The sequence below is a fragment of the Klebsiella sp. SYXHC3 genome (assembly GCF_057196925.1).
Window position 1 is genome coordinate 1,051,427 of sequence record NZ_JBXUNG010000001.1, and the last position, 25,787, is coordinate 1,077,213.

General features: G+C 50.4%; 28 protein-coding genes and 3 tRNA genes. 8 read left to right on the forward strand and 23 right to left on the reverse strand.

Translation table 11 applies throughout. From position 1 onward, the window contains the following. Window positions 1-31: 31 nt before the first annotated feature. On the reverse strand, window positions 32-1,012 hold the full coding sequence (locus tag AC2CGP_RS05160) for an arabinose ABC transporter substrate-binding protein (protein ID WP_015705967.1): 981 nt from the start codon (window positions 1,010-1,012) through the stop codon (window positions 32-34). A gap of 779 nt (window positions 1,013-1,791) precedes the next feature. Between AC2CGP_RS05160 and AC2CGP_RS05165 the strand changes: the two genes are divergently transcribed. Further along, on the forward strand, window positions 1,792-2,295 hold the full coding sequence (locus AC2CGP_RS05165; protein WP_032714841.1) for a non-heme ferritin-like protein: 504 nt from the start codon (window positions 1,792-1,794) through the stop codon (window positions 2,293-2,295). Between the two features lie 57 nt (window positions 2,296-2,352). Here the strand turns inward: AC2CGP_RS05165 and AC2CGP_RS05170 are convergent, their stop codons facing one another. Beyond that, on the reverse strand, window positions 2,353-2,604 hold the full coding sequence (locus AC2CGP_RS05170; protein ID WP_015365964.1) for a DUF2766 family protein: 252 nt from the start codon (window positions 2,602-2,604) through the stop codon (window positions 2,353-2,355). Window positions 2,605-2,731: 127 nt separating this feature from the next. Here AC2CGP_RS05170 and AC2CGP_RS05175 point away from each other — a divergent pair, with 127 nt between their 5' ends. Beyond that, on the forward strand, window positions 2,732-4,156 hold the full coding sequence (locus AC2CGP_RS05175) for an MFS transporter (RefSeq protein WP_042893474.1): 1,425 nt from the start codon (window positions 2,732-2,734) through the stop codon (window positions 4,154-4,156). Window positions 4,157-4,200: 44 nt separating this feature from the next. Here AC2CGP_RS05175 and AC2CGP_RS05180 read toward each other — a convergent pair whose 3' ends face one another. Then, complete coding sequence (locus tag AC2CGP_RS05180; RefSeq protein WP_015705970.1) at window positions 4,201-4,839, reverse strand: RpiB/LacA/LacB family sugar-phosphate isomerase; 639 nt, start codon at window positions 4,837-4,839, stop codon at window positions 4,201-4,203. A gap of 385 nt (window positions 4,840-5,224) precedes the next feature. On the opposite strand from AC2CGP_RS05180, the gene ftnA reads away from it, so the two are divergent. Continuing rightward, complete coding sequence (gene ftnA / locus AC2CGP_RS05185; protein WP_015365960.1) at window positions 5,225-5,722, forward strand: non-heme ferritin; 498 nt, start codon at window positions 5,225-5,227, stop codon at window positions 5,720-5,722. Window positions 5,723-5,757: 35 nt separating this feature from the next. Here ftnA and AC2CGP_RS05190 read toward each other — a convergent pair whose 3' ends face one another. Then, window positions 5,758-5,997 carry a YecH family metal-binding protein gene (locus AC2CGP_RS05190; RefSeq protein ID WP_032714842.1) on the reverse strand — a complete coding sequence of 80 codons (240 nt, stop codon included), beginning with the start codon at window positions 5,995-5,997 and terminating at the stop codon, window positions 5,758-5,760. Between the two features lie 192 nt (window positions 5,998-6,189). On the opposite strand from AC2CGP_RS05190, the gene tyrP reads away from it, so the two are divergent. Further along, window positions 6,190-7,401 carry a tyrosine transporter TyrP gene (gene tyrP / locus AC2CGP_RS05195; RefSeq protein WP_086630362.1) on the forward strand — a complete coding sequence of 404 codons (1,212 nt, stop codon included), beginning with the start codon at window positions 6,190-6,192 and terminating at the stop codon, window positions 7,399-7,401. A 28-nt stretch (window positions 7,402-7,429) separates the two neighbouring features. Here the strand turns inward: tyrP and AC2CGP_RS05200 are convergent, their stop codons facing one another. From AC2CGP_RS05200 to uvrY, 9 genes are all read right to left on the reverse strand, one after another. Then, complete coding sequence (locus tag AC2CGP_RS05200) at window positions 7,430-8,098, reverse strand: YecA/YgfB family protein (RefSeq protein WP_015705973.1); 669 nt, start codon at window positions 8,096-8,098, stop codon at window positions 7,430-7,432. 120 nt (window positions 8,099-8,218) lie between these two features. After that, the gene (locus tag AC2CGP_RS05205) at window positions 8,219-8,797 is read right to left on the reverse strand and encodes a DUF805 domain-containing protein (protein ID WP_411324574.1); all 579 of its coding nucleotides are present in this window, start codon (window positions 8,795-8,797) and stop codon (window positions 8,219-8,221) included. A gap of 136 nt (window positions 8,798-8,933) precedes the next feature. After that, window positions 8,934-9,818: a dihydrodipicolinate synthase family protein gene (locus AC2CGP_RS05210; protein ID WP_163365938.1), complete on the reverse strand. Its 885-nt coding sequence runs from the start codon at window positions 9,816-9,818 to the stop codon at window positions 8,934-8,936. 222 nt (window positions 9,819-10,040) lie between these two features. Further along, a tRNA-Leu gene (locus tag AC2CGP_RS05215) sits at window positions 10,041-10,127 on the reverse strand. 13 nt (window positions 10,128-10,140) lie between these two features. Then, window positions 10,141-10,214, reverse strand: a tRNA-Cys gene (locus tag AC2CGP_RS05220). Between the two features lie 40 nt (window positions 10,215-10,254). Continuing rightward, window positions 10,255-10,330, reverse strand: a tRNA-Gly gene (locus AC2CGP_RS05225). Window positions 10,331-10,481: 151 nt separating this feature from the next. Further along, window positions 10,482-11,030: a CDP-diacylglycerol--glycerol-3-phosphate 3-phosphatidyltransferase gene (gene pgsA, locus AC2CGP_RS05230; protein WP_015705976.1), complete on the reverse strand. Its 549-nt coding sequence runs from the start codon at window positions 11,028-11,030 to the stop codon at window positions 10,482-10,484. A 57-nt stretch (window positions 11,031-11,087) separates the two neighbouring features. Continuing rightward, the gene (gene uvrC, locus AC2CGP_RS05235) at window positions 11,088-12,920 is read right to left on the reverse strand and encodes an excinuclease ABC subunit UvrC (RefSeq protein ID WP_213759634.1); all 1,833 of its coding nucleotides are present in this window, start codon (window positions 12,918-12,920) and stop codon (window positions 11,088-11,090) included. Further along, the gene (gene uvrY / locus AC2CGP_RS05240; RefSeq protein WP_015705978.1) at window positions 12,917-13,573 is read right to left on the reverse strand and encodes a UvrY/SirA/GacA family response regulator transcription factor; all 657 of its coding nucleotides are present in this window, start codon (window positions 13,571-13,573) and stop codon (window positions 12,917-12,919) included. Before uvrY ends, uvrC begins: the two co-directional genes overlap by 4 nt. Before the next feature lie 465 nt (window positions 13,574-14,038). Between uvrY and AC2CGP_RS05245 the strand changes: the two genes are divergently transcribed. After that, window positions 14,039-14,263, forward strand: coding sequence for a DUF2594 family protein (locus AC2CGP_RS05245; RefSeq protein WP_015365908.1), 225 nt, complete (start codon window positions 14,039-14,041; stop codon window positions 14,261-14,263). 68 nt (window positions 14,264-14,331) lie between these two features. Here the strand turns inward: AC2CGP_RS05245 and sdiA are convergent, their stop codons facing one another. The 5 genes from sdiA to tcyJ all read right to left on the reverse strand — a co-directional run bounded on the left by sdiA (window position 14,332) and on the right by tcyJ (window position 18,604). Continuing rightward, entirely contained in the window at window positions 14,332-15,054 is a 723-nt protein-coding gene (sdiA, locus tag AC2CGP_RS05250) for a quorum-sensing transcriptional regulator SdiA (protein WP_020078446.1), read from the reverse strand. 235 nt (window positions 15,055-15,289) lie between these two features. Then, window positions 15,290-16,042 (reverse strand): L-cystine ABC transporter ATP-binding protein TcyN, encoded by a 753-nt coding sequence (tcyN, locus tag AC2CGP_RS05255; RefSeq protein ID WP_032708677.1) that lies wholly within the window; start codon window positions 16,040-16,042, stop codon window positions 15,290-15,292. Continuing rightward, a complete protein-coding gene (tcyL, locus tag AC2CGP_RS05260; RefSeq protein WP_015705981.1) occupies window positions 16,039-16,707 on the reverse strand; it encodes a cystine ABC transporter permease in 669 nt (222 codons plus the stop codon). The genes tcyN and tcyL overlap by 4 nt, the downstream gene beginning before the upstream one ends. 15 nt (window positions 16,708-16,722) lie before the next feature. Next, complete coding sequence (gene dcyD / locus AC2CGP_RS05265; protein WP_015365903.1) at window positions 16,723-17,709, reverse strand: D-cysteine desulfhydrase; 987 nt, start codon at window positions 17,707-17,709, stop codon at window positions 16,723-16,725. Window positions 17,710-17,803: 94 nt separating this feature from the next. Next, window positions 17,804-18,604 carry a cystine ABC transporter substrate-binding protein gene (gene tcyJ, locus AC2CGP_RS05270; RefSeq protein WP_045387556.1) on the reverse strand — a complete coding sequence of 267 codons (801 nt, stop codon included), beginning with the start codon at window positions 18,602-18,604 and terminating at the stop codon, window positions 17,804-17,806. 201 nt (window positions 18,605-18,805) lie between these two features. Between tcyJ and amyA the strand changes: the two genes are divergently transcribed. Beyond that, window positions 18,806-20,293 carry an alpha-amylase gene (gene amyA / locus AC2CGP_RS05275; protein WP_015705982.1) on the forward strand — a complete coding sequence of 496 codons (1,488 nt, stop codon included), beginning with the start codon at window positions 18,806-18,808 and terminating at the stop codon, window positions 20,291-20,293. A 40-nt stretch (window positions 20,294-20,333) separates the two neighbouring features. Here amyA and yedD read toward each other — a convergent pair whose 3' ends face one another. After that, entirely contained in the window at window positions 20,334-20,753 is a 420-nt protein-coding gene (gene yedD, locus AC2CGP_RS05280; RefSeq protein WP_162182287.1) for a lipoprotein YedD, read from the reverse strand. Between the two features lie 454 nt (window positions 20,754-21,207). On the opposite strand from yedD, the gene rcsA reads away from it, so the two are divergent. Next, the gene (gene rcsA, locus AC2CGP_RS05285) at window positions 21,208-21,840 is read left to right on the forward strand and encodes a transcriptional regulator RcsA (RefSeq protein WP_015365899.1); all 633 of its coding nucleotides are present in this window, start codon (window positions 21,208-21,210) and stop codon (window positions 21,838-21,840) included. A gap of 42 nt (window positions 21,841-21,882) precedes the next feature. Here the strand turns inward: rcsA and dsrB are convergent, their stop codons facing one another. Continuing rightward, window positions 21,883-22,071, reverse strand: a complete 189-nt coding sequence (gene dsrB, locus AC2CGP_RS05290) for a protein DsrB (protein WP_015365898.1) — start codon at window positions 22,069-22,071, stop codon at window positions 21,883-21,885. A gap of 134 nt (window positions 22,072-22,205) precedes the next feature. On the opposite strand from dsrB, the gene yodD reads away from it, so the two are divergent. Continuing rightward, a complete protein-coding gene (gene yodD, locus AC2CGP_RS05295) occupies window positions 22,206-22,433 on the forward strand; it encodes a YodD family peroxide/acid resistance protein (protein WP_032705990.1) in 228 nt (75 codons plus the stop codon). A gap of 326 nt (window positions 22,434-22,759) precedes the next feature. Here the strand turns inward: yodD and dgcQ are convergent, their stop codons facing one another. The 3 genes from dgcQ to AC2CGP_RS05310 form a co-directional block, all read right to left on the reverse strand. Next, window positions 22,760-24,427, reverse strand: a complete 1,668-nt coding sequence (dgcQ, locus tag AC2CGP_RS05300; protein WP_213759633.1) for a cellulose biosynthesis regulator diguanylate cyclase DgcQ — start codon at window positions 24,425-24,427, stop codon at window positions 22,760-22,762. 99 nt (window positions 24,428-24,526) lie between these two features. Beyond that, a complete protein-coding gene (locus AC2CGP_RS05305; RefSeq protein WP_015365895.1) occupies window positions 24,527-24,706 on the reverse strand; it encodes a YodC family protein in 180 nt (59 codons plus the stop codon). A 76-nt stretch (window positions 24,707-24,782) separates the two neighbouring features. Continuing rightward, window positions 24,783-25,694, reverse strand: coding sequence for a DUF808 family protein (locus AC2CGP_RS05310; RefSeq protein ID WP_015705985.1), 912 nt, complete (start codon window positions 25,692-25,694; stop codon window positions 24,783-24,785). Window positions 25,695-25,787 lie beyond the last annotated feature (93 nt).

Below are 25,787 nucleotides of genomic sequence, written 5' to 3' on the forward strand. Positions count from 1 at the left end.
CGCCAGAGCGGGAGGCAGAATGAACCCGGCCTTACAGCCCTTTCTTCGCCAACTCTTGTTTGAAGTTGTCGCGGGTAATCAGCACCACGTCAGTCACGGCGGTAAATTTCGGCGGCTCGGTGCCTTTGGTCACCCAGTTGTAGAGCATCTCACTGGTTTTATAGCCATGGATATCCGGGCTTGGCAGCAGAGATCCATAGAACCCCGTCGGCTGGGCTTTCGAAAGCTCGTTCACCGCATCAACACCATTAATACCGATGCCGATAACATCCGGCGCTTTAAAGCCCTGGCCTTCAGTTGCCCGTACGCCGCCCAGCACGGTGTTATCGTTCATACCCACGATTAACCAATGCTTAACCTGCGGATGCTGCACCAACATGGAGTTACCGGCATCGAACGCTCCAGGAATGTCGTTAGATTTGGTCGGTACACGATAGATCTGTTTTTCCGGGAACCCCGCTGCTTTCAATGCGTCAATCGAGCCAGTGGTACGGCGTCGGGCAGTATCCAGTTCATCGGCGGTAATCGCCATCACGCCGGTATCTTTCACGTCCCAGCCGCGTTTTTGCATCTCTTTATACAATTCCTGCCCCTGACGAGCGCCGATTTCGCTGGCGGCCATCATGACCAGCGGCACGCTCTCCATCGGCTTACCTTTGGCATTAACAAACTGATCGTCAACGGTGATAACTTTCATGTCATAGCCGCGAGCCTTCGCAACAATCGCCGACCCCAGTTTTGGGTCCGGCGTGCAGATGACAAATCCCTTCGCGCCGCTGGCGGCGAGACTGTCGATCGCATTAAGCGTCTTTTCACCATCTGGCACCGCGATTTTAATCACCTCAAAGCCCAAATCCTTACCGGCTTTATCAGCAAATTTCCACTCGGTCTGGAACCAGGGCTCCTCCGGTTGCTTCACCAGGAAACCGAGCTTGAGGTTTTCAGCCATAGCTGATTGTGACATAACCGCCGCGAGGCCAATGGCCGCCAGCGCTTTAGTAAATTTGTGCATGGTAAACTCCAGCTTTAATTCGCTTTTCTGTAGGGGAAAATCGGACTTAAATTTTTTATCGGTCTTAAAACAAGGCATTAGAAAAATCGCAATCAACATTGCCGTTGTTAAAATAGTTTTAACTGGAAATTATTTATCCATACGAGAGCGTCATCACACCGCAGAATTACAGTAGTTGCGTACATAAATTCAGCAAAAAATGACATAAAAAAAACGCTAATTGTCAGACAATTAGCGTTATGCGTGGCACAATAATCCATATCACCAGCAGACTTATCCTTGTAGGTTCGCTAACGCCATCCCGGGCTACTCTGTCCTGCGATTTGCCGCCAGCTTATATGTTATTCTTCCACTTCTAACAAAAGATGATCTATCACAAGTTCATTATCCTCTCGCTATTTTCGAATAATGAATAAGCTATGATCGATATATGAATTTACCGTTAAATCAACTTCATTAATACAAATTTACTAGCCCTACGAACCCTTGAATATAACCATTTAAATTCAATACATTACGATTTAAAAACCACAAAAAAGACAATTAAAACAAGCAGTAAAACTGATGTTGTAACAAATCGTAAATAACGCATGTTGAGAGTTTTCTTATTCGGAACATAAGGGTATTCTTGATGTAACGGCAGATATAAATAAATAGTCACGTGCAAATGGATTGCACCGTGTTTATTTCCTGCCTATTGCGTTGCGCTTGCAAAACTCGCCTGTGCGAGGCGATGGTAGCGCGTCATACTTCCCTTGCGGATAAATAAGGATATTGTTATGGCAGTTCCAGGAATGGTTCAGAAATTAAATACCCAGATTAATCTTGAGTTTCACGCATCAAATGTTTATCTACATTTAGGTGAATGGTGCGCGCAGCAGCGTCTCAACGGCACAGCAACCTTCTTGCGCACCCGTGCGCAATCCAGCGTGACGTTAATGATGCAGGTTTTTGACTATATGAAAAAGGCCGGCGCCTGGCCAATTGTCAAAGCCGACGAAAGCTATCCCCCGCAATGCACAACGCTTGAAGAAGTGTTTGCCAAAACTCTCGAAGAGTATCAGCAACGTAGCAGCATGCTGTCCGGCCTGGCGCAGGAAGCAAAAGCGCAGCGCGATGACACGACGTGGCGTTTTTTGACTCTGCTGGAAAAAGAGCAGCAGCAAGATGGGCTGTTACTGCAAACCGTCCTTGAAGAAATACGTACTGCTGATAAAGCCGGGCTCGGTATGGAGCAGACAGACCGTCGACTACTCAATCTCATCTCGCCACAAAAGCACTAATTGAATCTGGCCGTTCCAGACTGGAACGGCCAGGCAATCAACTTCTCAGAGATAAAGCTAGTGCGCCTCACCCTGCGGGGTAAATTTCAGTTCAATCAGTGCAATTGCTTTTTGTACTGCGCGCAGCGTCACCGGATCCGCCGAAGCAGGGTTACTCGCAAAATCAATCGCTTTTAACTGCGTCGCCATTTTTTCGCGCACTTCGACCGGGGCGATAACGTCAATCACATCAAGGATCTGTTTGATGACCAGCTGGCATGCGACGACATCGGAAACCAACTCATCTTGTTCAGTGAAAGGTTGAGACATTTTTTACTCCTATTTTCAGGAGCGTAATAGTAACCTAAATCGCACCAGATAAAAAAACATGTGCGGGAGCGGCGAAAAGAAAACGTACCGCAAAGATACTTATTCATTTTGCTATGGCAACGACACAATGGGTACAACAACAATTACGCCAAAAACAGGCGCTTTTTCCGCCCCGGCATTATTGGTGGCTGGCGCTTTCTTTATGGAATTTCTCGATGGCACGGTCATCGCTACCGCCCTGCCTGATATGGCAAAGGATTTTGGCGTAGCGGCGGTCGCGCTCAATATTGGCATCAGCGCCTACCTGATCACCCTCGCGGTACTGATCCCCGCCAGCGGCTGGATCGCCGACCGCTTCGGCGCGCGGAAAGTGTTTACGCTGGCCCTCGCCATTTTTACCCTCGCCTCCGTTTTCTGCGGTTTATCGCGCAACATCGAAAGCTTTGTGACAATGCGCATTCTACAGGGCGTCGGCGGCGCGCTGATGGTCCCCGTCGGGCGCCTGGCGGTATTGCGCACCACTCCCAAAGATCAGCTCATCAAGGCAATAGCCACGCTGACCTGGCCGGCGTTGGTCGCACCGATAATCGGCCCGCCGCTCGGGGGCTTTATTACCAGTTACGCCAGCTGGCACTGGATCTTTTTTATTAACGTGCCGCTCGGACTACTGGCGATGGCGCTCTCGCTACGCATCATTCCCAATATCCGTGAAGAAGAACGCCGCCCCTTCGATCTACCCGGTTTTCTGACGACGTCACTGGCGATGATAAGCCTGGTGGCAGCGATGGAACGACTCGGCGACCGACAGCCACAGAGCTGGCAAACGCTGGCGCTCATGGCGACAGGTATCGGCTGTATGTTTTTCGCTCTACGCCATTTCCGCCGCGCCGCCTGGCCAATGGTACGGTTGGACGCTTTGCAGGTTCCTACATTCCGGGTAACCATGTACGGCGGTTCACTGTTTCGCGCGTCGATAAGCGCCGTCCCATTCCTGCTTCCATTGCTATTCCAGGTGGGTTTCGGCATGGATCCTTTTCATTCTGGACTGCTGGTGCTGGCCGTTTTTGTCGGCAATCTCACTATCAAGCCTGCAACCACGCCGCTCATCCGCTGGTTGGGGTTTCGCCGCTTATTGCTGATTAACGGTGCGCTGAATGTCGCCTCGCTACTTGCCTGCGCGCTGTTAACGCCGCAAACGCCGGTATGGCTGATAATGTTGATCCTCTATCTTGGCGGGGTGTTCCGTTCCATCCAATTTACCGGCGTCAGTACGCTCGCTTTTGCCGACGTTCCTTCCGCGCAGATGAGTTATGCCAATACGCTGTTCAGCACCGCTTCACAGCTGGCGGTTGGGCTCGGTATCACTCTCGGCGCCATCGGCATCCGCATCGGTGAACAGTTGAGCGAGTGGTTGAATCTGGCGACTCTACCGGGAATTAGCTTCCGCTTGGCGTTTGTCTTTATTGCGCTGATTTGTTTGGTAGGGATGATTGATACGCTACATCTTACGCGAGATGCCGGCAGCACGGTATCCAGTAAAGAACGACCATAACAAACAGGCCCGCGTATTGATGCAGGCCTGTTTGAAAAGCCCTATTAGCCTATAATCTGGCGTACGAAAGCTTCGATTTCTTTATCCTGGCAGTTTTCGAAGAAGCATTGCTGGAACCGCGGCCCGGAAACGGCGGTTTTTACCAGTTCCGGATCGATAGCTCGTAAGGTATCAAGATAATTTTCTTTCACCACCGCCGCTTTCACTTTATTCAGGATCCCGGCATTGCGGACCTGCGGCTCTTTACGTTCCGGCGGATACCCCTCGCCATTACGGCCCGTAAAGGCCTTCTCAAAAATAAAGCGCACGTTCAATTCCGCCCCCCAGCCAAAGCCTTTAGCAAAAGGCAGCGACAACGCGTTACCGTTGTTGATTTGGGCAAACAGGAAGGCATCCGCAGGGTCGATACAATAACCACAGACCACTCCCGGATGGATATTCAATGACATCAACGCCCCCTGGCCAGTGCCGCAACCGGTCACCACGAAATCGACCGCTTTAGAATTCAGCAGGATGCTGGCCATGATGCCCAGATGGATATAGGTGAGATGATGATCGTGCTCATCGCTCATTCCTACGTTGTAAACCGGGAAGCCTTTTTCATCGGCAACGGCGTTTAACTCGTTGAGGATGATGGCATTTTTGCTAGCCTGGCTGTTTTCCATCATCAGTGCGATTTTCATGCTTCACTCTCCTGAATGCTCTGCGGGCACGGCCCGATAGTTCGTTAGCGTTAACAGGACTCTACTACTTCATAAATGCGTTTTCAAACTTTATGAAAAGCTGTTTTACAAAAATCTTAGCGCGTCACATTTTGAGCCTCCCTCAGCCCAGTTTTCCCCTTTCAGGTTCAGAACATTAAATATTCGTTGTTTCGCTTCGCGCGATAACTTACGAAATAAATATCAAATTAAAACCATTCTCATTTATTATTATATTGCCAATGCGTTTTATTCCCATTTGCATTTTTAATAATTAATTTTTTTAATTTACTTTTTGCAAATAAATTACTAACAAATTATAGTGACGGCACACTATGATTTAATCTTTATTTCCGGAGTGGACGCCATGCTGAAAGCAGAAATGATCGAAAAACTTAATGAGCAAATGAATCTTGAGCTTTATTCTTCTTTGCTTTATCAGCAGATGAGCGCATGGTGCAGCTACCATAGCTTTGAAGGTGCAGCCGCCTTTCTCCGCCGCCACGCGCAGGAAGAAATGACGCACATGCAGCGCCTGTTCGACTATTTGACCGATACCGGCAGCCTGCCGCGTATTAACGCTATTAGCTCGCCGTTTGCCGAATATGCTTCACTTGATGAACTGTTCCGTCAGACCTATGAACATGAACAGTTAATTACGCAAAAAATTAATGAACTGGCGCATGCCGCGATGACCAATCAGGATTACCCGACCTTTAATTTCCTGCAATGGTACGTAGCAGAACAGCATGAAGAAGAGAAATTATTCAAATCTGTTATTGATAAACTGACCCTTGCCGGTAAAAGCGGTGAAGGCCTGTACTTTATCGATAAAGAACTGGCAACCCTCGACACGCAAAACTAATTCCCACAGCGGCGGCCGCCCTGGCCGCCGCGCGCTCAATGACGGCAAATTTTACTCTCGCTGGTATTGAAACCCTCTTCCACCGCAATGAATTTACCTTTCTGCTGCAAAAACGTCACCAGCTGCGCCGCGTCCAGATCCTGCGCCGAGCAGGTGTGAAAGCGAGCATCTTCGCCAAATTGCCTCTTAATGGCCGCTTCGAGACTGGCAACGTTGTACGACTCGCCCGATGCGATCATCATCTGTAATACTTCATGACCGTGAATAGATGACATAACTCCTCCTGAAAAGCAGGCAGCATATATCAGCATGCGCCTGGCGGCTTTGCGCCAACGCAGTCTTTTCTGCCCCCCAGAGACGTAAAGATATAATTACACCACTTGTAACCATCATTTGACGAAATCACTCATTTCACATACTCTGCGCGACATAATTATTCGTTCCTTCCTTCATAGATAGAGAAAAGCGTGAAGAACCGCACTCTGGGTAGTATTTTAATCGTTGCCGGCACCACCATTGGCGCCGGTATGTTGGCGATGCCGCTCGCTTCGGCGGGAGTCGGTTTTGGCGTCACCCTGGTATTACTGATCTCGCTGTGGGCGCTGATGTGCTATACCGCCCTGCTGCTGCTGGAAGTCTATCAGCATGTCCCTGCGGATATGGGGTTAGGCTCACTGGCGGCGCGCTATCTCGGCCGCTACGGCCAATGGGTCACCGGTTTCTGTATGCTTTTTCTGATGTATGCGCTTACGGCGGCCTATATCAGCGGCGCTGGGGAGCTGCTGGCCTCCAGTCTGAATCAGTGGCTGAACTGGAACCTACCGCCTTCTGCCGGCGTATTGCTCTTTACCGGCATTGGCGGCGCAGTGGTTTGCATAGGGACTTCCCTGGTCGATCTGTTTAACCGCTTTTTATTCAGCGCCAAAATTATCTTCCTCGCGGTGATGCTGGTGCTGCTGCTGCCGCATATTCACCAGATAAATCTCCTGACTCTGCCGTTACAGCAAGGCCTGGCGCTGTCCGCTATTCCGGTGATTTTCACCTCGTTTGGTTTTCACGGTAGTATTCCCAGCATCGTTAGCTATCTGAATGGCGATATTCGTAAGCTGCGCCGCGTCTTTATCATCGGTAGCTTTATTCCGCTGGTCGCCTATATTTTCTGGCAACTCGCCACGCTTGGCAGCATCGACTCTCCGGCCTTTACCGCCGTGCTGGCGCAGAATTCCGGCCTGAACGGCCTGCTGGCAGCAATCCGCGACGTTGTCGCCTCGCCGCATGTAGAGGTGGCGGTACATCTGTTCGCCGACTTCGCTCTGGCGACGTCTTTCCTCGGCGTCGCATTGGGTTTGTTTGATTACCTGGCAGATTTGTTCCAGCGTAAAAATACCCCTGCCGGACGTATACAGAGCGGCGTCATCACTTTCCTGCCGCCGCTGGCTTTCGCCCTGTTCTATCCGCGAGGTTTCGTGATGGCGCTGGGCTACGCCGGCGTGGCGCTCGCCGTACTGGCGCTGATGTTGCCATCATTATTAGTAATGAAAAGCCGAAAACTGCACCCACAGGCAACCTGGCGTGTACCGGGCGGTTCGATTGCGCTCTGGCTGGTATTGGGCTGTGGAGTGGCGATAGTGGCCATTCAATTCAGCATTGTGGCAGGATTATTACCCGCTGTGGGGTAAACAAAAGGGGCCTGGTTGGCCCCTTTAGTTATTTAGCTAAACAACACTGCTTATACTTTTTGCCGCTACCGCAGGGGCAAGGATCATTACGCCCCACCTTGGTCTCATTTCTTACCGGTTGCTGCACGGCCGTCGGCTGAGCATTCTCCATCCAGTAATTATATAAAGCCAGCGCGGCGGGCTTTATGCTATCAACGCTTTCGACAAATTCATCCGCGGTCAGCGTATCGAGCGCTTCGAAGCGTTCTTCCGTTCCGTGTAACGCAATGGCATCAAGCTGTGGCTGCAGTTCCGCAGGTAACGTCGACCAGTCGCAGAGGGCAACGCCACGCATATAGCCGAAACACCACTCTTCAACAATGGTCAGTTCCTGGCCTTCAAACTCGCGGGTGCCAAACAGCGGATCAAACTGCTCCGGATAGTCAGCCAGGCGTTCAGCGATGTCGCTCATATGCTGCAGCGTCAGGTTAACGAAACGGTCGCGCTCGCGATCGTTAGCCCAGCGCGGTACATTATCCGCCCCGCCCCAGATAGCAAGCAGCCACTGTGCTGGTTCGATTTCGCTCGGCCCGGATAAGATAGCCGTTAATAGACCATCAAGTTCGGAAACATCAAGGATGGCGCCCTCGGTGGCATATTTCGACAGGATCTCATCCAGCCACTCAAGTTCACTTTCGTTCAGGGGTCCGGTTTTCATTACAGGCTCATGATGGTAGAAAAATGGCGCTTACAGTAGCGAAAATGGGAGGAGAAAACTACCCGCTCTCGCTCACACAGGTGAATTTATTAACGCCGGGCCTGCCCGGCGGCGGATCGGTTACATATCTTTAATGATATTAGCGCGCATCACTTCGTATTCACTTGCGCTAATAACGCCGTCATCAAGCATTTTCTTAGCCTGTGCCAGGCGCTCTCTGACATCATCCGCGGCAGAACTCTTGCCCATCGAATTACCGCCGCTGTTGTCATCGTTCTGTTCATCACCAAAGCGGTTGCTGCCAACGGTACCACGGGTAAAAATCATCCAAATCGACATTACCAACGCGGCCAGGCCGCCCAGCGCGATCACCCATACCCATACTGCGGCTCTACCCTCTTCGACGGTAGCGGCAATACCAATCAGACCGATCAGCATAATGCCGTAGGGCGCCAGCAACCACCAGCCGGATTTGTTGAGATCGTGCAAACGACGCACCGCAACCGCGATCCCCGGAATGATAATAATTAACCCGAAGATACCGCCAACGACGGGGATCAATCCCAGGATCGCGGACAATATAAAGTTAGCAATGGTAAAAACCACATATTCCTGGCGCGCGGATCGGCCGCGGAAAGTGGCATATTTTCGAAAACAGTTCCCGTAGCTTTCAAGCAACGTGGCCATAAGATCCCTCATATATAGTTATATTGCCATAAAGGCATCACATCCCCAAAGGACATTAATTCAGCATTATCTGCAACGCTGGTAATATATTACCTTAAATAGTTTACGAGTTTCCTGACAAAAATAGGGAGGGAACAGACGCCAAACTTCAGCGTAGATCAAGCTTATCCATGACCGATTTAACATCGTTAATGGCATCCGTGGAAAGCGGGGCTAATGGTCGCGGTAAACACTCTACTTCGGCTAGTTCAAGAATAGAGGCGGCAGCGGCAATCACTTTGAGACTACCGTGCTGTCTGAACAATGCCCATAATGGCTCCAGACGTTCGCTTAGTGCCGATGCCTGCTGCCGCTCGCCACTTAACGCTGCTGCGGTAATATTTTGGGCAATTTGCGGGAACAGACCGGCGCAAACGGAATACCACAGATTACAGCCAGCGTTAAACCCTGCCGCGGCAAAAGCGTCGCCGCTGACGCCAATACTCACTCGCTGCGGCAATCGCTGACGAAGCGTCGCCACTCTGACGCCAGCCTGGTCGGCCGGCAAACCGGGGATCTTGATTGATGCGATATTGGATAACGAAGCAATACGCTCAACAAGCGCATCAGAAAAGGCTCTGTGGGTGGTGCGCGGGTTATCATAGATACAAATAGGTACCGACACATGGCGGTTAACCGTCTGGAACAGTGTAAACACCTCATCATCCGTCAGAGGCTGGTAGTTCAGCACCGGTAGCAGCACAGCATCCGCCCCCGCCTGCTGAGCATCCTCAGCAAGACGTAGAATCATATCCGTAGCCATCGCGCCTATCCCGACCATCATCGGGACCCCTTGCGCATGTTGTTTTGCCGCCAGGACCACCATTTTGCGCTGCTCGCGGCTCAAATAGGCGTAGCTGCCGGTTGAGCCCAGAATGCCCAGCGAATCAACTCGCGCCGAGACCAGACGTTCGATGATTTTTATTAGCGCGCGACTATCTACTTCATTGTTGCGCATCGGCGTCAGCGGAAAAGCACACAATCCGGTAAACATATTTCCCCTACTCCTGTTGCCTGGTTCGAAAATCCCGTTAAGCGTAGCAAGCACCGCAGGTTTTGTCATAGGACAAATAACGTTTATAGCACTCGGAGTCTATCTCTGCAGGTGGAGTATATTAGGAATGATGTCAGGAAATGACGCTTCGGAAATGAAAAAACCACCCGGAGGTGGTTTCACGACACTGCTTATTGCTTTGATTATTCTACTTTATCCCAATGGTACCCGGAGTGGGACTTGAACCCACACAGCGCGAACGCCGAGGGATTTTAAATCCCTTGTGTCTACCGATTCCACCATCCGGGCTCGGGATATAAAGTGGAGGCGCGTTCCGGAGTCGAACCGGACTAGACGGATTTGCAATCCGCTACATAACCGCTTTGCTAACGCGCCTTTAATACCTAAACACCCGCTACTGCCGATGCTTTTAATTTGGAGCGGGAAACGAGACTCGAACTCGCGACCCCGACCTTGGCAAGGTCGTGCTCTACCAACTGAGCTATTCCCGCATCATCAAGTAGATTAGCTAATCACTTGATTTTGTTATCGTCTGGAAGACTGTGCCGCCGTTCGATGCGTTGCATTCTACTTATCTCACGCGGTGAGTCAACGGTATTTTTCGCAACTTCGTGTCGTTTGCTGAAATTTGCGTCGAAACGATCACTGTTCAAGCAAATCGCCGCGCGCAGCGTTCAAATATTGTAACATTGACCACAGCGTCAACACCGCAGCAACCATGAACAGAACGATACCAGCCCACTCCACCCACACATTAGGCCTCCACAGCATCCAGACCAGTGCCGCCATCTGGGCCGTCGTTTTCACTTTACCAATCCATGATACGGCTACGCTGCTGCGTTTACCCAGCTCAGCCATCCACTCGCGCAGAGCAGAAATAATAATTTCACGCGCGATCATTGTCGCTGCCGGCAAAGTCACCCACCAGGTATGATAGTGTTCTGCGACCAACACCATGGCAATAGCCACCATCACTTTATCCGCAACCGGATCAAGGAAGGCGCCAAAGCGAGTGCTCTGGTTCCAGCGACGCGCCAGATAGCCATCAAACCAATCGGTAACAGCGGCAACAAAGAAAATCAATGCGCAGACAAAAGGCGCCCAGCTAAAAGGCAGATAGAACGCCAGCACAAAAAACGGTATCAGAATAACGCGAAACAGAGTGAGCAACGTCGGAATATTAAATTGCATGGTAACGGGTAACTGTATGTTGTAAGTGTTAATTAGCCCTATGGTGCTACAGAGCCCCTAATGTTTCAACGAGTAGTAGATCTTTTCTGCCAGTCCGTGAGATATACCCGGAACTTGCGCAATTTCCTCTACGCTGGCTTTCTGCAACCCCTGCAGACCCCCCATATATTTCAACAACATTTGTCGGCGTTTCGGGCCAATACCCTCAATCGTCTCAAGTGTACTGGTACTTTTCACCTTCGCCCGTTTTTTACGATGCCCTGAGATAGCGTGATCGTGGGATTCGTCGCGAATGTGCTGGATAACATGCAGAGCAGGAGAATCCGGCGGCAGACTAAAGCCCTCACCTTCTGGCTCAAAGAATAACGTCTCCAACCCGACTTTACGATCGCTCCCCTTCGCCACCCCCAGCAGTAGCGGATGATTTTTATCCCATGGCACATCCAGTTCGGCAAACACGGCTTTGGCCTGACCAAGCTGGCCCTTACCGCCGTCTATCAGGATAACGTCCGGGATTTTATTCTCTTCAATTGCTTTACCGTACCGGCGTCGTAATACCTGATTCATGGCCGCGTAATCATCACCAGGGGTAATACCGGTAATATTGTAGCGGCGGTATTCCGCCCGTAGCGGACCATTGCTATCGAACACCACGCAGGATGCGACGGTTTGCTCCCCCATGGTATGGCTGATATCAAAGCACTCCATCCGCGTCACCGCCGGCAGCTTAAGTAGTGTCGCCAGAGCCTGCAGACGTTGGCTGACCGTTGATTGTTGCGACAGTTTGGTAGTAAGCGCAACGGCGGCGTTGGTGCGCGCCAGCTTCAGATAACGCGCGCGATCGCCGCGGGGTTTAGTCTGCACATTCACCCGACGACCGGCCAGCTCGGACAACGAATCCGCAAGCAGGGTTTTATCGCTCAAGTTGAAATCGAGTAAAATTTCCCCCGGTAAGGTTCGCATCTGGCTGCCCTGTAGATAGAACTGCCCCACAAAGGTTTCCACTACCTCACCCAACTCAGTGCCACCCGGAAATTTCGGGAAATAACTGCGGCTACCGAGAACCTTACCCTGGCGAATAAACAGCACATGCACACAGGCCATTCCGGCATCAAAAGCCACGCCGATAACATCCAGATCGTCACCATTATTGGAAACGAACTGTTTCTCCGTCACCCGACGTACCGCCTGGATCTGATCGCGGATGCGGGCGGCTTCTTCAAATTCAAGCGCCTGGCTGGCCTTTTCCATCCGGGCAATCAGTTGCGTCAATACCTGATCGTCTTTCCCGGCGAGAAACAGCCGCACGTATTCTACCTGCTGCTGGTACTCTTCTTCACTTACAAGTCCGGCGACGCACGGTCCTAAACAACGGCCAATTTGATATTGCAGACAGGGACGAGATCGATTGCGGTAGACGCTATTTTCACATTGGCGAATGGGGAAAATTTTTTGCAGCAGCGCGAGCGTTTCGCGAACGGCATAGCCGTTAGGGAATGGGCCAAAATATTCGCCTTTGGCGTGTTTAGCGCCACGGTGCATCGCCAGTCGTGGATGGGTATCGCCGCTGAGGAAAATAAAGGGATAGGATTTATCGTCACGCAGCAGCACGTTATAACGCGGTTGATACAGCTTGATGTAGTTATGCTCAAGCAGCAGCGCTTCCGTTTCGGTATGGGTAACGGTCACGTCAATTTGCGCGATCAACGCCACCAGAGCCTCGGTTTTACGCGAAGCCAGGTTGCTGCGAAAATAGCTGCTAAGGCGCTTTTTCAGATCTTTTGCTTTGCCAACATAAATGACGGTACCACCAGCATCATACATACGATAGACGCCCGGTTGGCTGGTCACCGTCTTGAGGAAAGCTTTTGCGTCAAAAACATTACTCACTGACTTGCTAACGACTCCGCATTGCACAGGCCATGGCGAATTGCCAGGTGAGTTAGCTCCACATCGCCATGAATGTTTAATTTGCTGAACATTCGATAACGATAGCTATTCACCGTCTTGGGACTCAGATTTAACTGTTCTGAGATCTCATTGACCTTTTGGCCCTTAGTGATCATCAGCATAATCTGCAACTCGCGTTCAGACAAACTGGCAAACGGTGATTCCGTTTTTTCCGGTTCAATCTGACTGAGCGCCATCTGTTGGGCGATATCGGAAGCGATATAACGTTGACCCGAAGCAACACAACGAATCGCATTTACCACTTCCTGCGGGGCAGCACCTTTACTTAAGTAACCGGCGGCGCCAGCCTGCATGACCTTCGCAGGCAGCGGATTTTCAGTATGCACGGTCAACATGATCACTTTGGTATCGACAATGGAGCGCGCGATTTTTCGCGTCGCTTCAAGCCCCCCAATACCAGGCATGTTCATATCCATCAGGACGACGTCCACAGGATTCGCACGGCACCACTTAACGGCATCCTCGCCGCAGCAGGCCTCACCGACAACTTTAATCCCTTTTATATCTTCCAGAATGCGTCGTATCCCTGCGCGCACTAGTTCGTGGTCATCAACAAGAAGTACGTTGATCAAAGGAATAATCTCCAGAATTAGGGATAACGCTACTGATAGTTTATCTCCCATATATTACCGGGTTTTATCGTAACTTTAAAAGCCCAAAAAGTGTCCTGAAGAAGATTTCCCTCCCATTTATGGCAATTTGTCTCCACACCAGGTGGAAACCTATACAGAACATATAGTTGGATTATGTTTCTTTTTTAACAATCTCCCTACAGAAGGCGCAAAAAAAGCAACAGAACGGGTTGCGGATTAATAGGATTCGAAAGATGTAACAATAATTAACTTCCGCCAAAAGCGGCGGAAAATATTAACGATGAGCACTTAGATGAACAGATATTATTCAGTAAATTTAACCGCTCAGCGCGCAACATCAGCAACACAAATCACGCGCTCCTTTTTTTTCTACTGCTTGTGGTATACTGCGCCGCCTTAACATTTAGTATTGCGCGACAGCGCTGATAGCAAACGAGGATATCGATGAGCACACCAGATTTTTCCACTGCAGAAAATAATCAACAGCTGGCGCAGGAAGTCTCCTGCTTGAAAGCCCTGCTGACGCTAATGCTTCAGGCTATGGGTCAGGCAGATGCTGGCCGCGTGATTATTAAAATGGAAAAGCAAATCGCGCAGATGGAAGATGAGGCTCAGGCTGCCGTATTCTCCAGCACCGTTAAGCAAATTAAACAAGCTTACCGTCAGTAAGAAAGGACCGGCTGAAAGCGATCGCTGACAGCCGGTTTCACGTCTGACACGCAGAACGAGCGATTCGCTCAAATTAATCCTGTTGCGACGGCATAACAGGCAATTTGCGTTTTGTTGGGGGCGTTAAATTTCCGCTGCATATTCTTCTGATGAAAATTGACCGTATTTTCTGAAATAGACAATATCATCGCCACCTCTGCCGAGGTCTTTCCTTCTGCGGTCCATTTTAGGATCTCCAGCTCGCGCCGGCTAAACTTCATCTCCGGCGGCATAACCATTTCATCCTCCAGCCGCAGCAACGCCAGCAGGCTAAGCTCGGTCAGCGTTCTTAGACGTAACTCTAATTCGTCCTCGTGATACGGACCCGGCTGCGCATTTTTAGCAGAAACCGATAAGAAGCCCAACGCATGATTTGGCAAGGTCAGACACTGCGTCACGCCTTTATTTAAACCATGATCGCGCGCGCCATTCCACAATTCTGGGGTCTCGCAAAAAAGCTGGTCATTCCATGGTAGATGTCCACGAAGAAAATTTTCTCTGCGTAATACCGGATCAATAGCAAAATAATTCTCCGCCTGATAATGTGACATCCAGGCCTGAGGATAAGTTGATTGCAACGTCAGTTTCGGGCGTGTAAAAGGCACCGGATGGCGCACACAGAGTGCGTAGTAGTCGTATTCCAGTTCTTCTGTTTGCTGTTGGAGAAGGTTATAAACCGAATCCCCATCATGAGTTGACTGGAATTGTTGCAGCATTTCCCGCCGCCAGCTGAAAAAATCAATGTCCCTCATAACCTACCAAATAACCCCTGATTGATAATCATTATTATAAATACATAAAACTAACACATAAATCTTATTTATATGTATAAAATAACGTAGCCATCGCATTATTCGATTTTCGCTGACGATTATTTATCGAACTAAGGAAGAAAATATGTTCTGCCTCGCCAGCAACGGCGGTGATTGGCAGGTTGTCCGATCGCGGCCCCCAGCCAATTGTGAGGACCACGATGAGAGAGAAGTGTTACTGCATGAGAAATTTTTCGAGGAACTGACGAGTACGCGGTTGCTGCGGGTTAGCAAATAGCTCTCTGGCCTTACCTTGTTCGACGATACGCCCCTGATCCATGAAAATGGCGCGGTCGGCGACATCGCGAGCGAAACTCATCTCATGGGTGACAATAACCATGGTGCGCTTTTCCTGCGCCAGTTGACGGATGGTGTTGAGTACCTCGCCCACTAACTCTGGATCCAATGCAGAAGTTGGCTCATCAAAAAGAATAACATCCGGGCGCATTGCTAACGCGCGGGCAATCGCCACACGCTGCTGCTGCCCGCCGGATAAACGACGCGGATAGCTATTCTCTTTTCCCGACAACCCTACCTTTGCCAGCAGTTCACGCGCCAGAGAAATGGCCTCGTTCTTATCTTCGCCTTTGACGATAACCGGCCCTTCAATAATATTTTCCAGCACCGTACGATGCGGGAAAAGATTGAAGTTCTGGAACACAAAGCCAACATGCTGTCGCAGACGGCGGATCAACCCTTTTTGCTGGCCAATACTACGCGAAGTATCGATAGTCACATCGCCTACGCGAATGGTACCGCTTTCGGGGTGTTCAAGCAGGTTAATGCTGCGCAACAGCGTGGTTTTACCAGAGCCGCTTGGGCCGATAATCGCCACGACCTCCCCTTCCTGAACCTCGAGATCGATACCGTGCAGCACGGTCTGCCCGTGGAATTTTTTCACCAGTTTTTTTACTTCAATCGCACTCATTTTGGATCACGCTCCTGGCGATTCAGCTGATTTTCAAAATAATTCTGCAAGGTTGATAGTACGGTCGCCATCACCCAATAGATCAGCGAGGCGGCCAGATACATCGTAAATACTTCCAGCGTACGTGAGGTAATTAACTGTGCCTGGCGGAACAGTTCCGGTACCTGAATCGTCGCCGCCAGCGAAGTATCTTTGACAAGGCTGATAAAGCTGTTAGAGAGCGGCGGCAGCGCCACGCGGGCAGCCTGCGGTAAAATAGCCCGACGCAAAGTCTGCCACGGCGTCATGCCGATACTGGCGGCGGCTTCCCACTGCCCTTTGTCTATAGAGGCAATCGCCGCGCGCAGCGTTTCCGCCGCATAGGCCGCTGTATTCAATGACAGGCCAATCATCGCCGCCGGAATCGGATCCAGCTCAATGCCGAACTGCGGCAAACCGTAATAGATCATGAACAGTTGGGCAATCAGCGGGGTGCCACGGAAAATAGAGATATACATCCGCGCCAGCCATCTGACCGGCCAGATTGACGACATGCGCATCAGTGCGAGGATAAATCCCAGCAGCAGGCCGAAGAACATACCGCCGATGCTCAGTTGTAACGTAAAAACTGCGCCCTTTAACAGGTAAGGCGCGGAGTCAATGACCAGTTGGATACTTTCTTGCATTCGATTTATTCTGCATTAGACGTGCGGATGATAAGCAAACAGCGCAGGCGCGCCACCGGTATGGATAAACAGAATCGGCCCCTCATCCTTAAAGCGATTCTGATTAATGCCATCAATCAGCCCGGCCATGGCCTTTCCGGTATAAACCGGATCCAGCAGGATACCTTCCAGCTGCGCCAGCAGTTTCACCGCTTCCATGCCTTCTTCATTGGGCGTACCGTATCCGGGAGCAAAATAATCATCCCACAAGGTAATCTCCGCTTTGGCCTGCAGCTCAAGACTGTTGGCAACGGCCTGCTGCAGCGTCACCACCTTAGGCAACTGGTCGGCAACGCTACGTGACACGGTCACCCCTATTAATTCTGCATTTGGCATCAGCTGTTCCAGGCCTACCGCCAGCCCGGCATGAGTACCCGCGCTACCGGAGGCAACCACTACCGAAGAGATCTCCACCGCTCCTTCACATTGCTGGGCGATTTCCAGTGCGCTTTCGACATAACCTAACGCGCCCAGGGCGTTAGATCCGCCGACCGGAATGACATATGGACGGTATCCCTGAGCTTCAATACGTGTCGCCAGCTCTTCAAGCTGCGCGTTGGGATCGGTTAATGCATCACACATCTCAACCTGAGTATTGAACAGATCCAGCAGCAGGCGATTACCGTTGGTCAGATAATTTTCAGCACGCGTGCCTATCGGATTTTCCAACAACGCGACGCAGTGCAGCCCCAGTTTCGCAGCCACGGCTGCCGTCTGGCGCACATGGTTCGATTGAATCGCCCCTGCGGTGATCAGCGTATCAGCGCCCTCACGCAGCGCATCGGCGGCGAGGAACTCCAGCTTACGCAGTTTATTTCCTCCCATCGCCATGGGGGTGACATCATCGCGTTTTATAAAAATATCCCGTCCGAGATGATCGGACAGGCGTGGTAGATATTCCAGCGGCGTCGGCGCGCCAATAAATTCCAGGCGCGGAAAACGCGTTAAATTTTGTAGTGACATGGCACCTCCAGACTCAGTTATCCTTATTATGCACGCAGTTGCTGGCGAAATAAAAAAAGGCGCCGTTATCAGCGCCTTTTTTCATCTTCAGACGTTACTTAGTGACGTCAGCACCAAACCATTTTTCTGAAAGCGCCTTCAGGCTGCCATCTTTCTGCATATCTGCAATAGCGGTGTCCACCGCTTTCAGCAGATCTTCATTTCCTTTACGTAACGCCACCCCGGACTCCTGACGGGAGAATGCTTCACCGGTTACAGCCAGAGTGTTGTTCGTTTTCTTGACCAAATCCAACGCTGCCAGACGGTCAACCAAAATGGCGTCAATACGGCCTACGCGCAGGTCCTGATATTTTGTCGGGTCATCATCATAGGTGCGGATATCAACGCCCTGTACGTTCTGGCGCAACCACTCTTCATAATTGGTACCCAGGCCAACGCCGACTTTTTTACCTTTCAGGTCCGCCGCGGTTTTAATCACGCCTTCGTTACCCTTTTTCACCAGCGCCTGAACACCAGAAATAGTATAAGGGGTGGAGAAGTCGTATTTTTTCTTGCGCTGGTCGGAAATAGTGACCTGGTTAATCACCACATCAATACGTTTAGAATCGAGAGAAGCCAGCATGCCGTCCCATTTGGTGGGTTTGAGATCGGCTTTCACCCCGATGTGTTTCGCCAGTTCATTGGCAAACTCAACTTCAAAACCGGTCAATTTGCCATCATCGCCTTGATAACTAAACGGCGGGTATGTACCTTCCAGGCCAACGCGTAGCGTGCCGCGCTCTTTGACCTGATTAAGCAGATTTTCAGCGGCGAAGCTTTTCACGCTTACACCAGCCATCAATGCTACGGCCATTGCGCCCATCAGCGCCTGACGACCCAGAAGTGCTAATTTCATAGATACCCCGAATATAATGAGATTTTCGTGTAGTGTAAGGCGTTTAGCAGCAGCCTACCAACATCTATCCGCTACATCTTATGCCAATTTATTATATATGCGGCTATTTAGGGTATAGCGAAAAAGCAACGAAATTATTCATATTTGCCAGTTATCTCCCATACTGCAAAGGTCAGCTTGATGACGCCAGGAGCATGGAAGATGAAAAATCCCACGTTGTTGCAATGTTTTCACTGGTATTACCCGGAAGGTGGCGAGTTATGGCGGGAAGTAGAAGCCCTTGCGCCAAATCTCAATGAAATTGGCATTAATATGATTTGGTTGCCGCCCGCCTATAAGGGCGCTTCCGGCGGTTATTCAGTTGGCTACGATAGTTACGATCTTTTCGACCTCGGTGAATTCGATCAGAAAGGATCGGTTGCCACCAAATACGGCGATAAAGCTCAGCTGTTAGCGGCGATTAATGCGCTAAAAGAACATCAAATTGCCGTACTTCTTGATGTCGTCGTAAACCACAAGATGGGCGCCGATGAGAAAGAACGCATCCGCGTACAACGCGTTGATGAACAGGACCGCACGCAAATCGCGGAAGAAATCATCGAATGTGAAGCCTGGACCCGCTATACCTTTCCGGGCCGCGGTGGCAAATATTCACAATTTATCTGGGACTATAAATGTTTTAGCGGTATCGACCATATCGAAAATCCCGATGAAGATGGCGTATTCAAAGTTGTTAATGACTACACCGGCGATGGCTGGAACGATCAGGTCGACGATGAAATGGGCAACTTCGATTATCTCATGGGCGAAAATATCGATTTCCGTAACCATGCCGTGACCGAAGAGATAAAATATTGGGCCCGCTGGGTCATTGAACAGACCGGCTGCGATGGTTTCCGCCTGGATGCCGTCAAACATATTCCGGCATGGTTTTATAAAGAGTGGATTGAGCATGTGCAGGGGGCCACCGATAAACCGCTATTTATTGTTGCCGAATACTGGTCACACGAGGTGGATAAGCTACAGCAGTACATCGACCTTGTTGACGGTAATACCATGCTGTTTGATGCGCCGCTGCAGATGAAATTCCATGAAGCCTCGCGTCAGGGCCGCGATTACGACATGAGTCAAATCTTCACCGGGACGCTGGTGGAAGCCGACCCATTCCATGCGGTCACGTTGGTCACAAATCATGACACCCAACCGCTTCAGGCGCTGGAAGCGCCGGTCGAGGCCTGGTTTAAGCCGTTAGCCTATGCGCTGATTTTACTGCGTGAAAACGGTGTTCCCTCGGTATTTTACGCCGACCTGTTCGGCGCAAGTTATGAAGATACCGGCGGAGATGGCCAGACATACTCCATCGAGATGCCGGTTATCGAGCAGCTTCACGAACTCATCGATGCGCGTCAGCGTTTCGCCCACGGCGTACAAACGCTGTGGTTCGATCATCCTAACTGTATCGCCTTCAGCCGCAGCGGCACCGATGAACATCCTGGCTGCGTAGTGGTGCTCTCCAACGGCGACGATGGCGAGAAAACGTTACCGCTTGGCGAGAATTATGCCAATAAACGCTGGAAGGATTTTCTCAATAATCGACAAGAGGTTATTGAGACTGATGACGAGGGCAATGCCGTATTCACCTGTAATGCAGGCAGCGTAAGCGTGTGGGTGATTGAAGAGGTGCTTTGAGGTCAGCGGGCTGGCTTTATAGCCGGCCCGCCAACATCGATTACTGCGCGGTCGTACTCGCCGTCTGGTTCTTTTTCCAGGCCTGCTCGCATTCCGGCGTTAAGCGTTCAACACGGGTTAACGTCATTCGATCGTATTCCAGCGAGTTTCCAGTACGTTCAATAGGATAAATATCGAGGCTGCTGGTCACATTATAAACCTGATTGTCGCGGTTCATTAATTTTCCCGGCTCAGCAATTACCCGCTGCCACTGACGGCAATCGAGAGTATCTCCGTCTTTGGTAACGATAAACGTCGCAATCGCCTCAGGACTTACCATTGCGCTCTGCGGTCCCTTCGATTGCCAGAACCCTTCCAGCCCTGCAGGCGCCGGCGCTTTGACCACCGCCTCATAGGTATCAACCTGAACGCATCCGGCCAGGGTAAGCAGCGCGCCAGCCATAACAATCTTTTTCATCATCCATCCCACAAACCGATAAAAAAGTATTGTGGCATTAAAGCGTTAAGGCCGCCACCCCTGCGCGATGCTCCCATTGCTTAGCTTCGCCGTCAATCTCAGCATTTATTCTTACCGATTATTATTAGTTGTATGAAACCTGAATGACAAATGCATTTTTTGAATAGAATACAGCCAACGCCAATTTAATAGGCTGCTCCTCCATAAGGATAATCCGAAAATAAATTACAATTCTGGCGACGACATGCCGCGACACCGGGCATTATTACTGTCAGGGTCTGTTTATTCTTTTTCTATGGCTTTACTTTGAGAATATTCCTGGCAAATTATGAGTATTATTAGCGAATAGTTTAGCTTGGCTAATGCTTTCCGCATAAAGTCAGGTGTTACAAAAATGGACTTCATCACACGGCCTGGGCCAGATGAATTATCGTTACGTGTTGATTGAGGATGGGTCATGTCAACGATTATCATGGATTTGTGCAGCTATACCCGGCTAGGTTTAACCGGATATCTGGCAAGCCGGGGAATAAAGAAGCGCGATATCATTGAGGTGCGTAGCGCACAGAGTTTGAAAGAGCGCTGCGAATCGCTGCGTCCGGCGGTTGTGTTTCTCAACGAAGACTGTTTTATACATCACGAAGAGAGCAATCAACTTATCCGCGACATCATTACCACCTACCCCGATACTCTATTTGTTATTTTTATGTCGCTGGCCAACATCCATTTTGATCACTATTTACTTGTACGCAAGAATTTACTTATCAGCTCAAAATCCCTTACGCCGAAAGACCTTGATAACATACTGGGTAATTATCTGCAGACCGATAGCGCCAATAATCTAAACCAATTACGTACCCGCATTCCCACTCTATCGCTCAGTCAGGCCGAATCGAATATGCTGCAAATGTGGATGGCCGGCCACGCTACTTCACATATTTCCAGGCAGATGAATATCAAAGCAAAAACCGTTTCGTCACATAAAGGTAATATTAAGAAAAAAATCCAGACACACAATAAACAGGTGATTTACCACATTGTTCGGTTGGCTGAAAACATTACTTCCGGCATTTACGTCAATATGCGCTGATGGCAAACTGGCGGCGATTACCGCCAGTTTCTGAATGGGGGCCTACTCTGCTTTCTCAACAAAGATGCCGTCCGGATGCCCCACTTCATTGAAAAACCAGATCCCCAGCGGGTAATCTTCCAGCGCTACAAGATACATGGTTCCTTCACTAAACGACTCAATTGCCAGTACTACCCCCGATCGACGTGGGCCACCGTCGGTCTTTACCGTGACACGATCGTTTACCTGCATAACTCGCCTCCTCTCGTTTTGAGCCAGTGTAGAACAAAAGCTGACTTCACGCAGCGTTCAGCCAGCGCAACTGGCGTTTTTATAGACCGTCTATACTTAAAGAGGCCCTTTCAGAGCCGAGCGAGGTAGTGATGATGAAATCCGCTAAAGACCACGGTGTGATGAATACCGACGGGATTGACGTTAATGTCGATGCCCTGCTGGCGGCGATCAATGAGATTAGCGAAAGCGAAGTACATCGTAGTGAAGATGATCCGCATCATGTCAGTATCGATGGCCGTGATGAACACACATGGCGCGAGCTGGCCGAAGCCTTTGAGCTTGATATTCATGACTTTAGCGTTACTGAAGCCAATCGCTAAGCTCAGGTGAAAAAAATCCCGACTCGCAGGAGTCGGGATCAAACTTGCTAATGCAAGAAGCACTTGAAAATTCGTTACACCGGGAAATCCGATGCATGGAAGACATTATCCTCAATTATTTTGCATGACAAGAAGTATTCATGATGAGAATTATTGAGAAATGCGGCTTATATGTACAACCTATTTAATAACCCAGGCGCGACAAGGCTTGCCTGTTATCGTTCTTTTACGAACGGTATGCTTGTGTCATACGTTTTTTAAGAATTTTCCCATACCGAAGAGCAACAACACGGCAATAAAGGTGAGCATCCTCACATTACCAGGCCCTACCCAGCCGAACAAACCCGATTACGTCCATTCTGCTTTGCCAGATACAGGCGATGATCGGCAATCGACTGCAGCTCCTCAAAGTTAAACTCATCTGATGTTTCGCTACTACTGATCCCCAGCGAGGCGCTGAGCCGCAAACTAACGCTATTGTGCAACAATATCTCCCGGCTATGGATACGCAGACGAATACGCTCAGCAATCGCACGCGCTTGCGGCAGTTGGGTATTGGGTAGAACGATACAGAACTCTTCACCACCAACGCGTCCGGCAATATCCTGCTCGCGAATCTGTCCCATAATAGTACTGCCAACCAACGTCAAAACACGGTCCCCTGCCTGGTGACCATGTTTATCATTGATGCCTTTAAAATAATCCAGATCCAGCTGTATGACGGATATCGGTTGATTATTCCGCCGGCAGCTTCGGGCCGCCGCGATCGCCCGTTCAAACAGAGCGCCGCGATTTAGCAGCCGCGTTAATGCGTCATGCCAGGCCTGCCACTCAAGGGACGCCTGCAACACGCTCATGTTGATGACCATACGGCGAATAACCCCCCACGACACAATCAACATGAGGGTAAACATTAACCACATCAGGGTCAGTGCGATGGAAATCGTCCCGAAATCACCACGCACTCCTTCCTTCAAAGTATGAATATGCAACAGTACGCCGTCAAAGTTGCGGATCTTTTCCCAACTGATATAGCGAGTTAACTGACGTATGCCGCCATGGTTATCATTGGTCAACGCATAACGAAGTTGTTCTTGTTCCTTTGGCGAGAGCGGCGTCAGGACATCATCCGGCGCCGAAGAGGCGAGCAAATTGAGCTGCTTGTCATACAGTTGATACTCGCCCATTTGCCCTCCTTTTACCGCACTGACCAGAAAATTCTGCAGGTCGCGGATGGAAAAATCCATCGCCAGCACCCCCAGCCAGTAGTGCTCATAATCAAGAGGGATCGAGGCCGTAACCACCTGCGGTTGCGTATACCCGTCTTCTTGTTGAGTCGTTTGCCAGAGGATCCCTCGCCCTGGATTATCACGCTGGGTTTGCCGCATAAACCATGCTGACCCCGTATCTCGCGAGAACTGCGCCAGCACCTGGCTGGAACTGCGCGGGGCATCGGTAGTGGTATAAAACCCGCTGCGAGAAACGTAGGACATGCGCTCGCTGAAAATTCTGTTGTTATTGGTCAAACGCAGAAGATAGCCCAGCTCAAGGGTAGCCATCAGTTCATTGCTGGCCTGAGGATTATTACGCGACAACAGATCATCAGCGTCGACAAAAGAATCTGAAACCCCGTATACCGTCAGAGTACGCCGGTTGTTTAGCTCGACTGACCAGATGGGATCATGACGTTTACTGATGTACTCCTGTTCGGCCCGGCGCAGAATGGCGAAATCCAGCGGATTCTCCAGTGCTGATTGCATGCTGTTGCGAAAAAAGAGCAGACGATTGAGATTAAATTGCAACAGCCCATCCATTTCATGGGCCACGTTCTCAAGATTATTACGTTGGTTGGCGACGTAGGCTTCTTCCAGTACGCGGATTTCTCGCCAGATGAGCAACGTTGAAAAGAACAGCACCACGATGAAACAGATATTGACCACTCGCCCCGGATTGAAGAGGCGATGAAACTTTTTTGGCCAGAGCGGCTTATCCATTATTTACTCGCAGTACGGTCAAAGAAACCAACAACATCAACGCTCCTTGTCCGAACGTAATCAATATTAAAAGCGCCCGCACCAGCGGGCGCTGCACATCTAATTATGCTGCGAATGTTGCCCTTCGCCGCGGACCAACTCATCTTCACGGAAGGCTTCACGCTGTACGACCTGTCCGTCATACCACCGGCACTCGACCATATCGTCGGCAATGCCGGTGACCACCATCCGCGGCCCGCCGTTTTTTCGTCTGACTTCATCACTGACCAACAAGACCATTTTTGCCTCCGGTATCAGGAAGAAACTGTTTCACCTTAGACGACCCCGGCCCATTTTGCGTAGCCGGCGCAGGGATTTATTTCGCTTTACCGCGTAACGCGGTGATAGCTTTAACGACGCCAAAGACGATAGCGCCAATGATAAATCCTAGCACCAGATTAGCGGCCACAGGCAATGTGGATGCCAGCATTCCGCTTAGCCCATGGGCAAAATTCTCGATGAAATGATGCAGCGGCGCTACGCCGTGAACCACGATACCGCCGCCAACCAGAAACATCGCCAGGGTACCGACGAAAGTCAGAATTTTCATCAATCGCGGCGCGATGGCCAGGAGCGCTTTTCCAACCCACTGCGCCAGTGCGCTTTTCTTCTCCGCCAGCCAATATCCCATGTCATCGAGCTTAACAATGACGCCCACCAGGCCATAAACCCCAACGGTCACGAGAATGGCGATGCCGGATAAAATCAGGATCTGATTAAGCAATGGCGCATCAGCTACAATACCCAGGGTAATCGCGACGATTTCGGCTGATAAGATAAAGTCGGTACGGATCGCCCCTTTTACTTTATCGCGCTCAAAGGCCTGCGGATCCTGGGCTGCAAGCGTTTCCAGCCGCTGCTGGCGCAATTTCGGATCCTCCTTATTCTTGCGCGCGTGCAGGTTATGCAGCACTTTTTCAAAGCCTTCAAAGCAGAGAAATGCGCCGCCCAGCATCAATAGCGGCGTAATGGCCCAGGGAATAAAGGCGCTGATGAGTAACGCCAGCGGCACCAGAATCACTTTATTCAGGAACGAGCCTTTTGCCACTCCCCATACCACCGGGAGCTCGCGGTTGGCTCTTACGCCTGTGACCTGCTGCGCATTGAGAGAAAGATCATCGCCCAGTACGCCAGCCGTTTTCTTGGCCGCCAGTTTTCCCATGACGGAGATATCGTCCAGCAGCGTGGCAATATCGTCCAATAAGGTTAAAAGACTACTTCCCGCCAAAATGTGCTTCCTTCAATTTCTGTTTATGAAACATAGAGTATGAGGCAAAAGCGCCCTCTCGCCCAGAGATGTCATTAGTCAACAAAAATATAA

Bases quoted from the DNA above. Each gene is read 5' to 3' on its own strand.
- AC2CGP_RS05160 (WP_015705967.1), bottom strand. From the start codon at position 1,012: ATGCACAAATTTACTAAAGCGCTGGCGGCCATTGGCCTCGCGGCGGTT.
- AC2CGP_RS05165 (WP_032714841.1), top strand. From the start codon at position 1,792: ATGGCAGTTCCAGGAATGGTTCAGAAATTAAATACCCAGATTAATCTT.
- AC2CGP_RS05170 (WP_015365964.1), bottom strand. From the start codon at position 2,604: ATGTCTCAACCTTTCACTGAACAAGATGAGTTGGTTTCCGATGTCGTC.
- AC2CGP_RS05175 (WP_042893474.1), top strand. From the start codon at position 2,732: ATGGGTACAACAACAATTACGCCAAAAACAGGCGCTTTTTCCGCCCCG.
- AC2CGP_RS05180 (WP_015705970.1), bottom strand. From the start codon at position 4,839: ATGAAAATCGCACTGATGATGGAAAACAGCCAGGCTAGCAAAAATGCC.
- ftnA (WP_015365960.1), top strand. From the start codon at position 5,225: ATGCTGAAAGCAGAAATGATCGAAAAACTTAATGAGCAAATGAATCTT.
- AC2CGP_RS05190 (WP_032714842.1), bottom strand. From the start codon at position 5,997: ATGTCATCTATTCACGGTCATGAAGTATTACAGATGATGATCGCATCG.
- AC2CGP_RS05200 (WP_015705973.1), bottom strand. From the start codon at position 8,098: ATGAAAACCGGACCCCTGAACGAAAGTGAACTTGAGTGGCTGGATGAG.
- AC2CGP_RS05205 (WP_411324574.1), bottom strand. From the start codon at position 8,797: ATGAGGGATCTTATGGCCACGTTGCTTGAAAGCTACGGGAACTGTTTT.
- AC2CGP_RS05210 (WP_163365938.1), bottom strand. From the start codon at position 9,818: ATGTTTACCGGATTGTGTGCTTTTCCGCTGACGCCGATGCGCAACAAT.
- pgsA (WP_015705976.1), bottom strand. From the start codon at position 11,030: ATGCAATTTAATATTCCGACGTTGCTCACTCTGTTTCGCGTTATTCTG.
- AC2CGP_RS05245 (WP_015365908.1), top strand. From the start codon at position 14,039: ATGAGCACACCAGATTTTTCCACTGCAGAAAATAATCAACAGCTGGCG.
- sdiA (WP_020078446.1), bottom strand. From the start codon at position 15,054: ATGAGGGACATTGATTTTTTCAGCTGGCGGCGGGAAATGCTGCAACAA.
- tcyN (WP_032708677.1), bottom strand. From the start codon at position 16,042: ATGAGTGCGATTGAAGTAAAAAAACTGGTGAAAAAATTCCACGGGCAG.
- tcyL (WP_015705981.1), bottom strand. From the start codon at position 16,707: ATGCAAGAAAGTATCCAACTGGTCATTGACTCCGCGCCTTACCTGTTA.
- dcyD (WP_015365903.1), bottom strand. From the start codon at position 17,709: ATGTCACTACAAAATTTAACGCGTTTTCCGCGCCTGGAATTTATTGGC.
- tcyJ (WP_045387556.1), bottom strand. From the start codon at position 18,604: ATGAAATTAGCACTTCTGGGTCGTCAGGCGCTGATGGGCGCAATGGCC.
- amyA (WP_015705982.1), top strand. From the start codon at position 18,806: ATGAAAAATCCCACGTTGTTGCAATGTTTTCACTGGTATTACCCGGAA.
- yedD (WP_162182287.1), bottom strand. From the start codon at position 20,753: ATGATGAAAAAGATTGTTATGGCTGGCGCGCTGCTTACCCTGGCCGGA.
- rcsA (WP_015365899.1), top strand. From the start codon at position 21,208: ATGTCAACGATTATCATGGATTTGTGCAGCTATACCCGGCTAGGTTTA.
- dsrB (WP_015365898.1), bottom strand. From the start codon at position 22,071: ATGCAGGTAAACGATCGTGTCACGGTAAAGACCGACGGTGGCCCACGT.
- yodD (WP_032705990.1), top strand. From the start codon at position 22,206: ATGAAATCCGCTAAAGACCACGGTGTGATGAATACCGACGGGATTGAC.
- dgcQ (WP_213759633.1), bottom strand. From the start codon at position 24,427: ATGGATAAGCCGCTCTGGCCAAAAAAGTTTCATCGCCTCTTCAATCCG.
- AC2CGP_RS05305 (WP_015365895.1), bottom strand. From the start codon at position 24,706: ATGGTCTTGTTGGTCAGTGATGAAGTCAGACGAAAAAACGGCGGGCCG.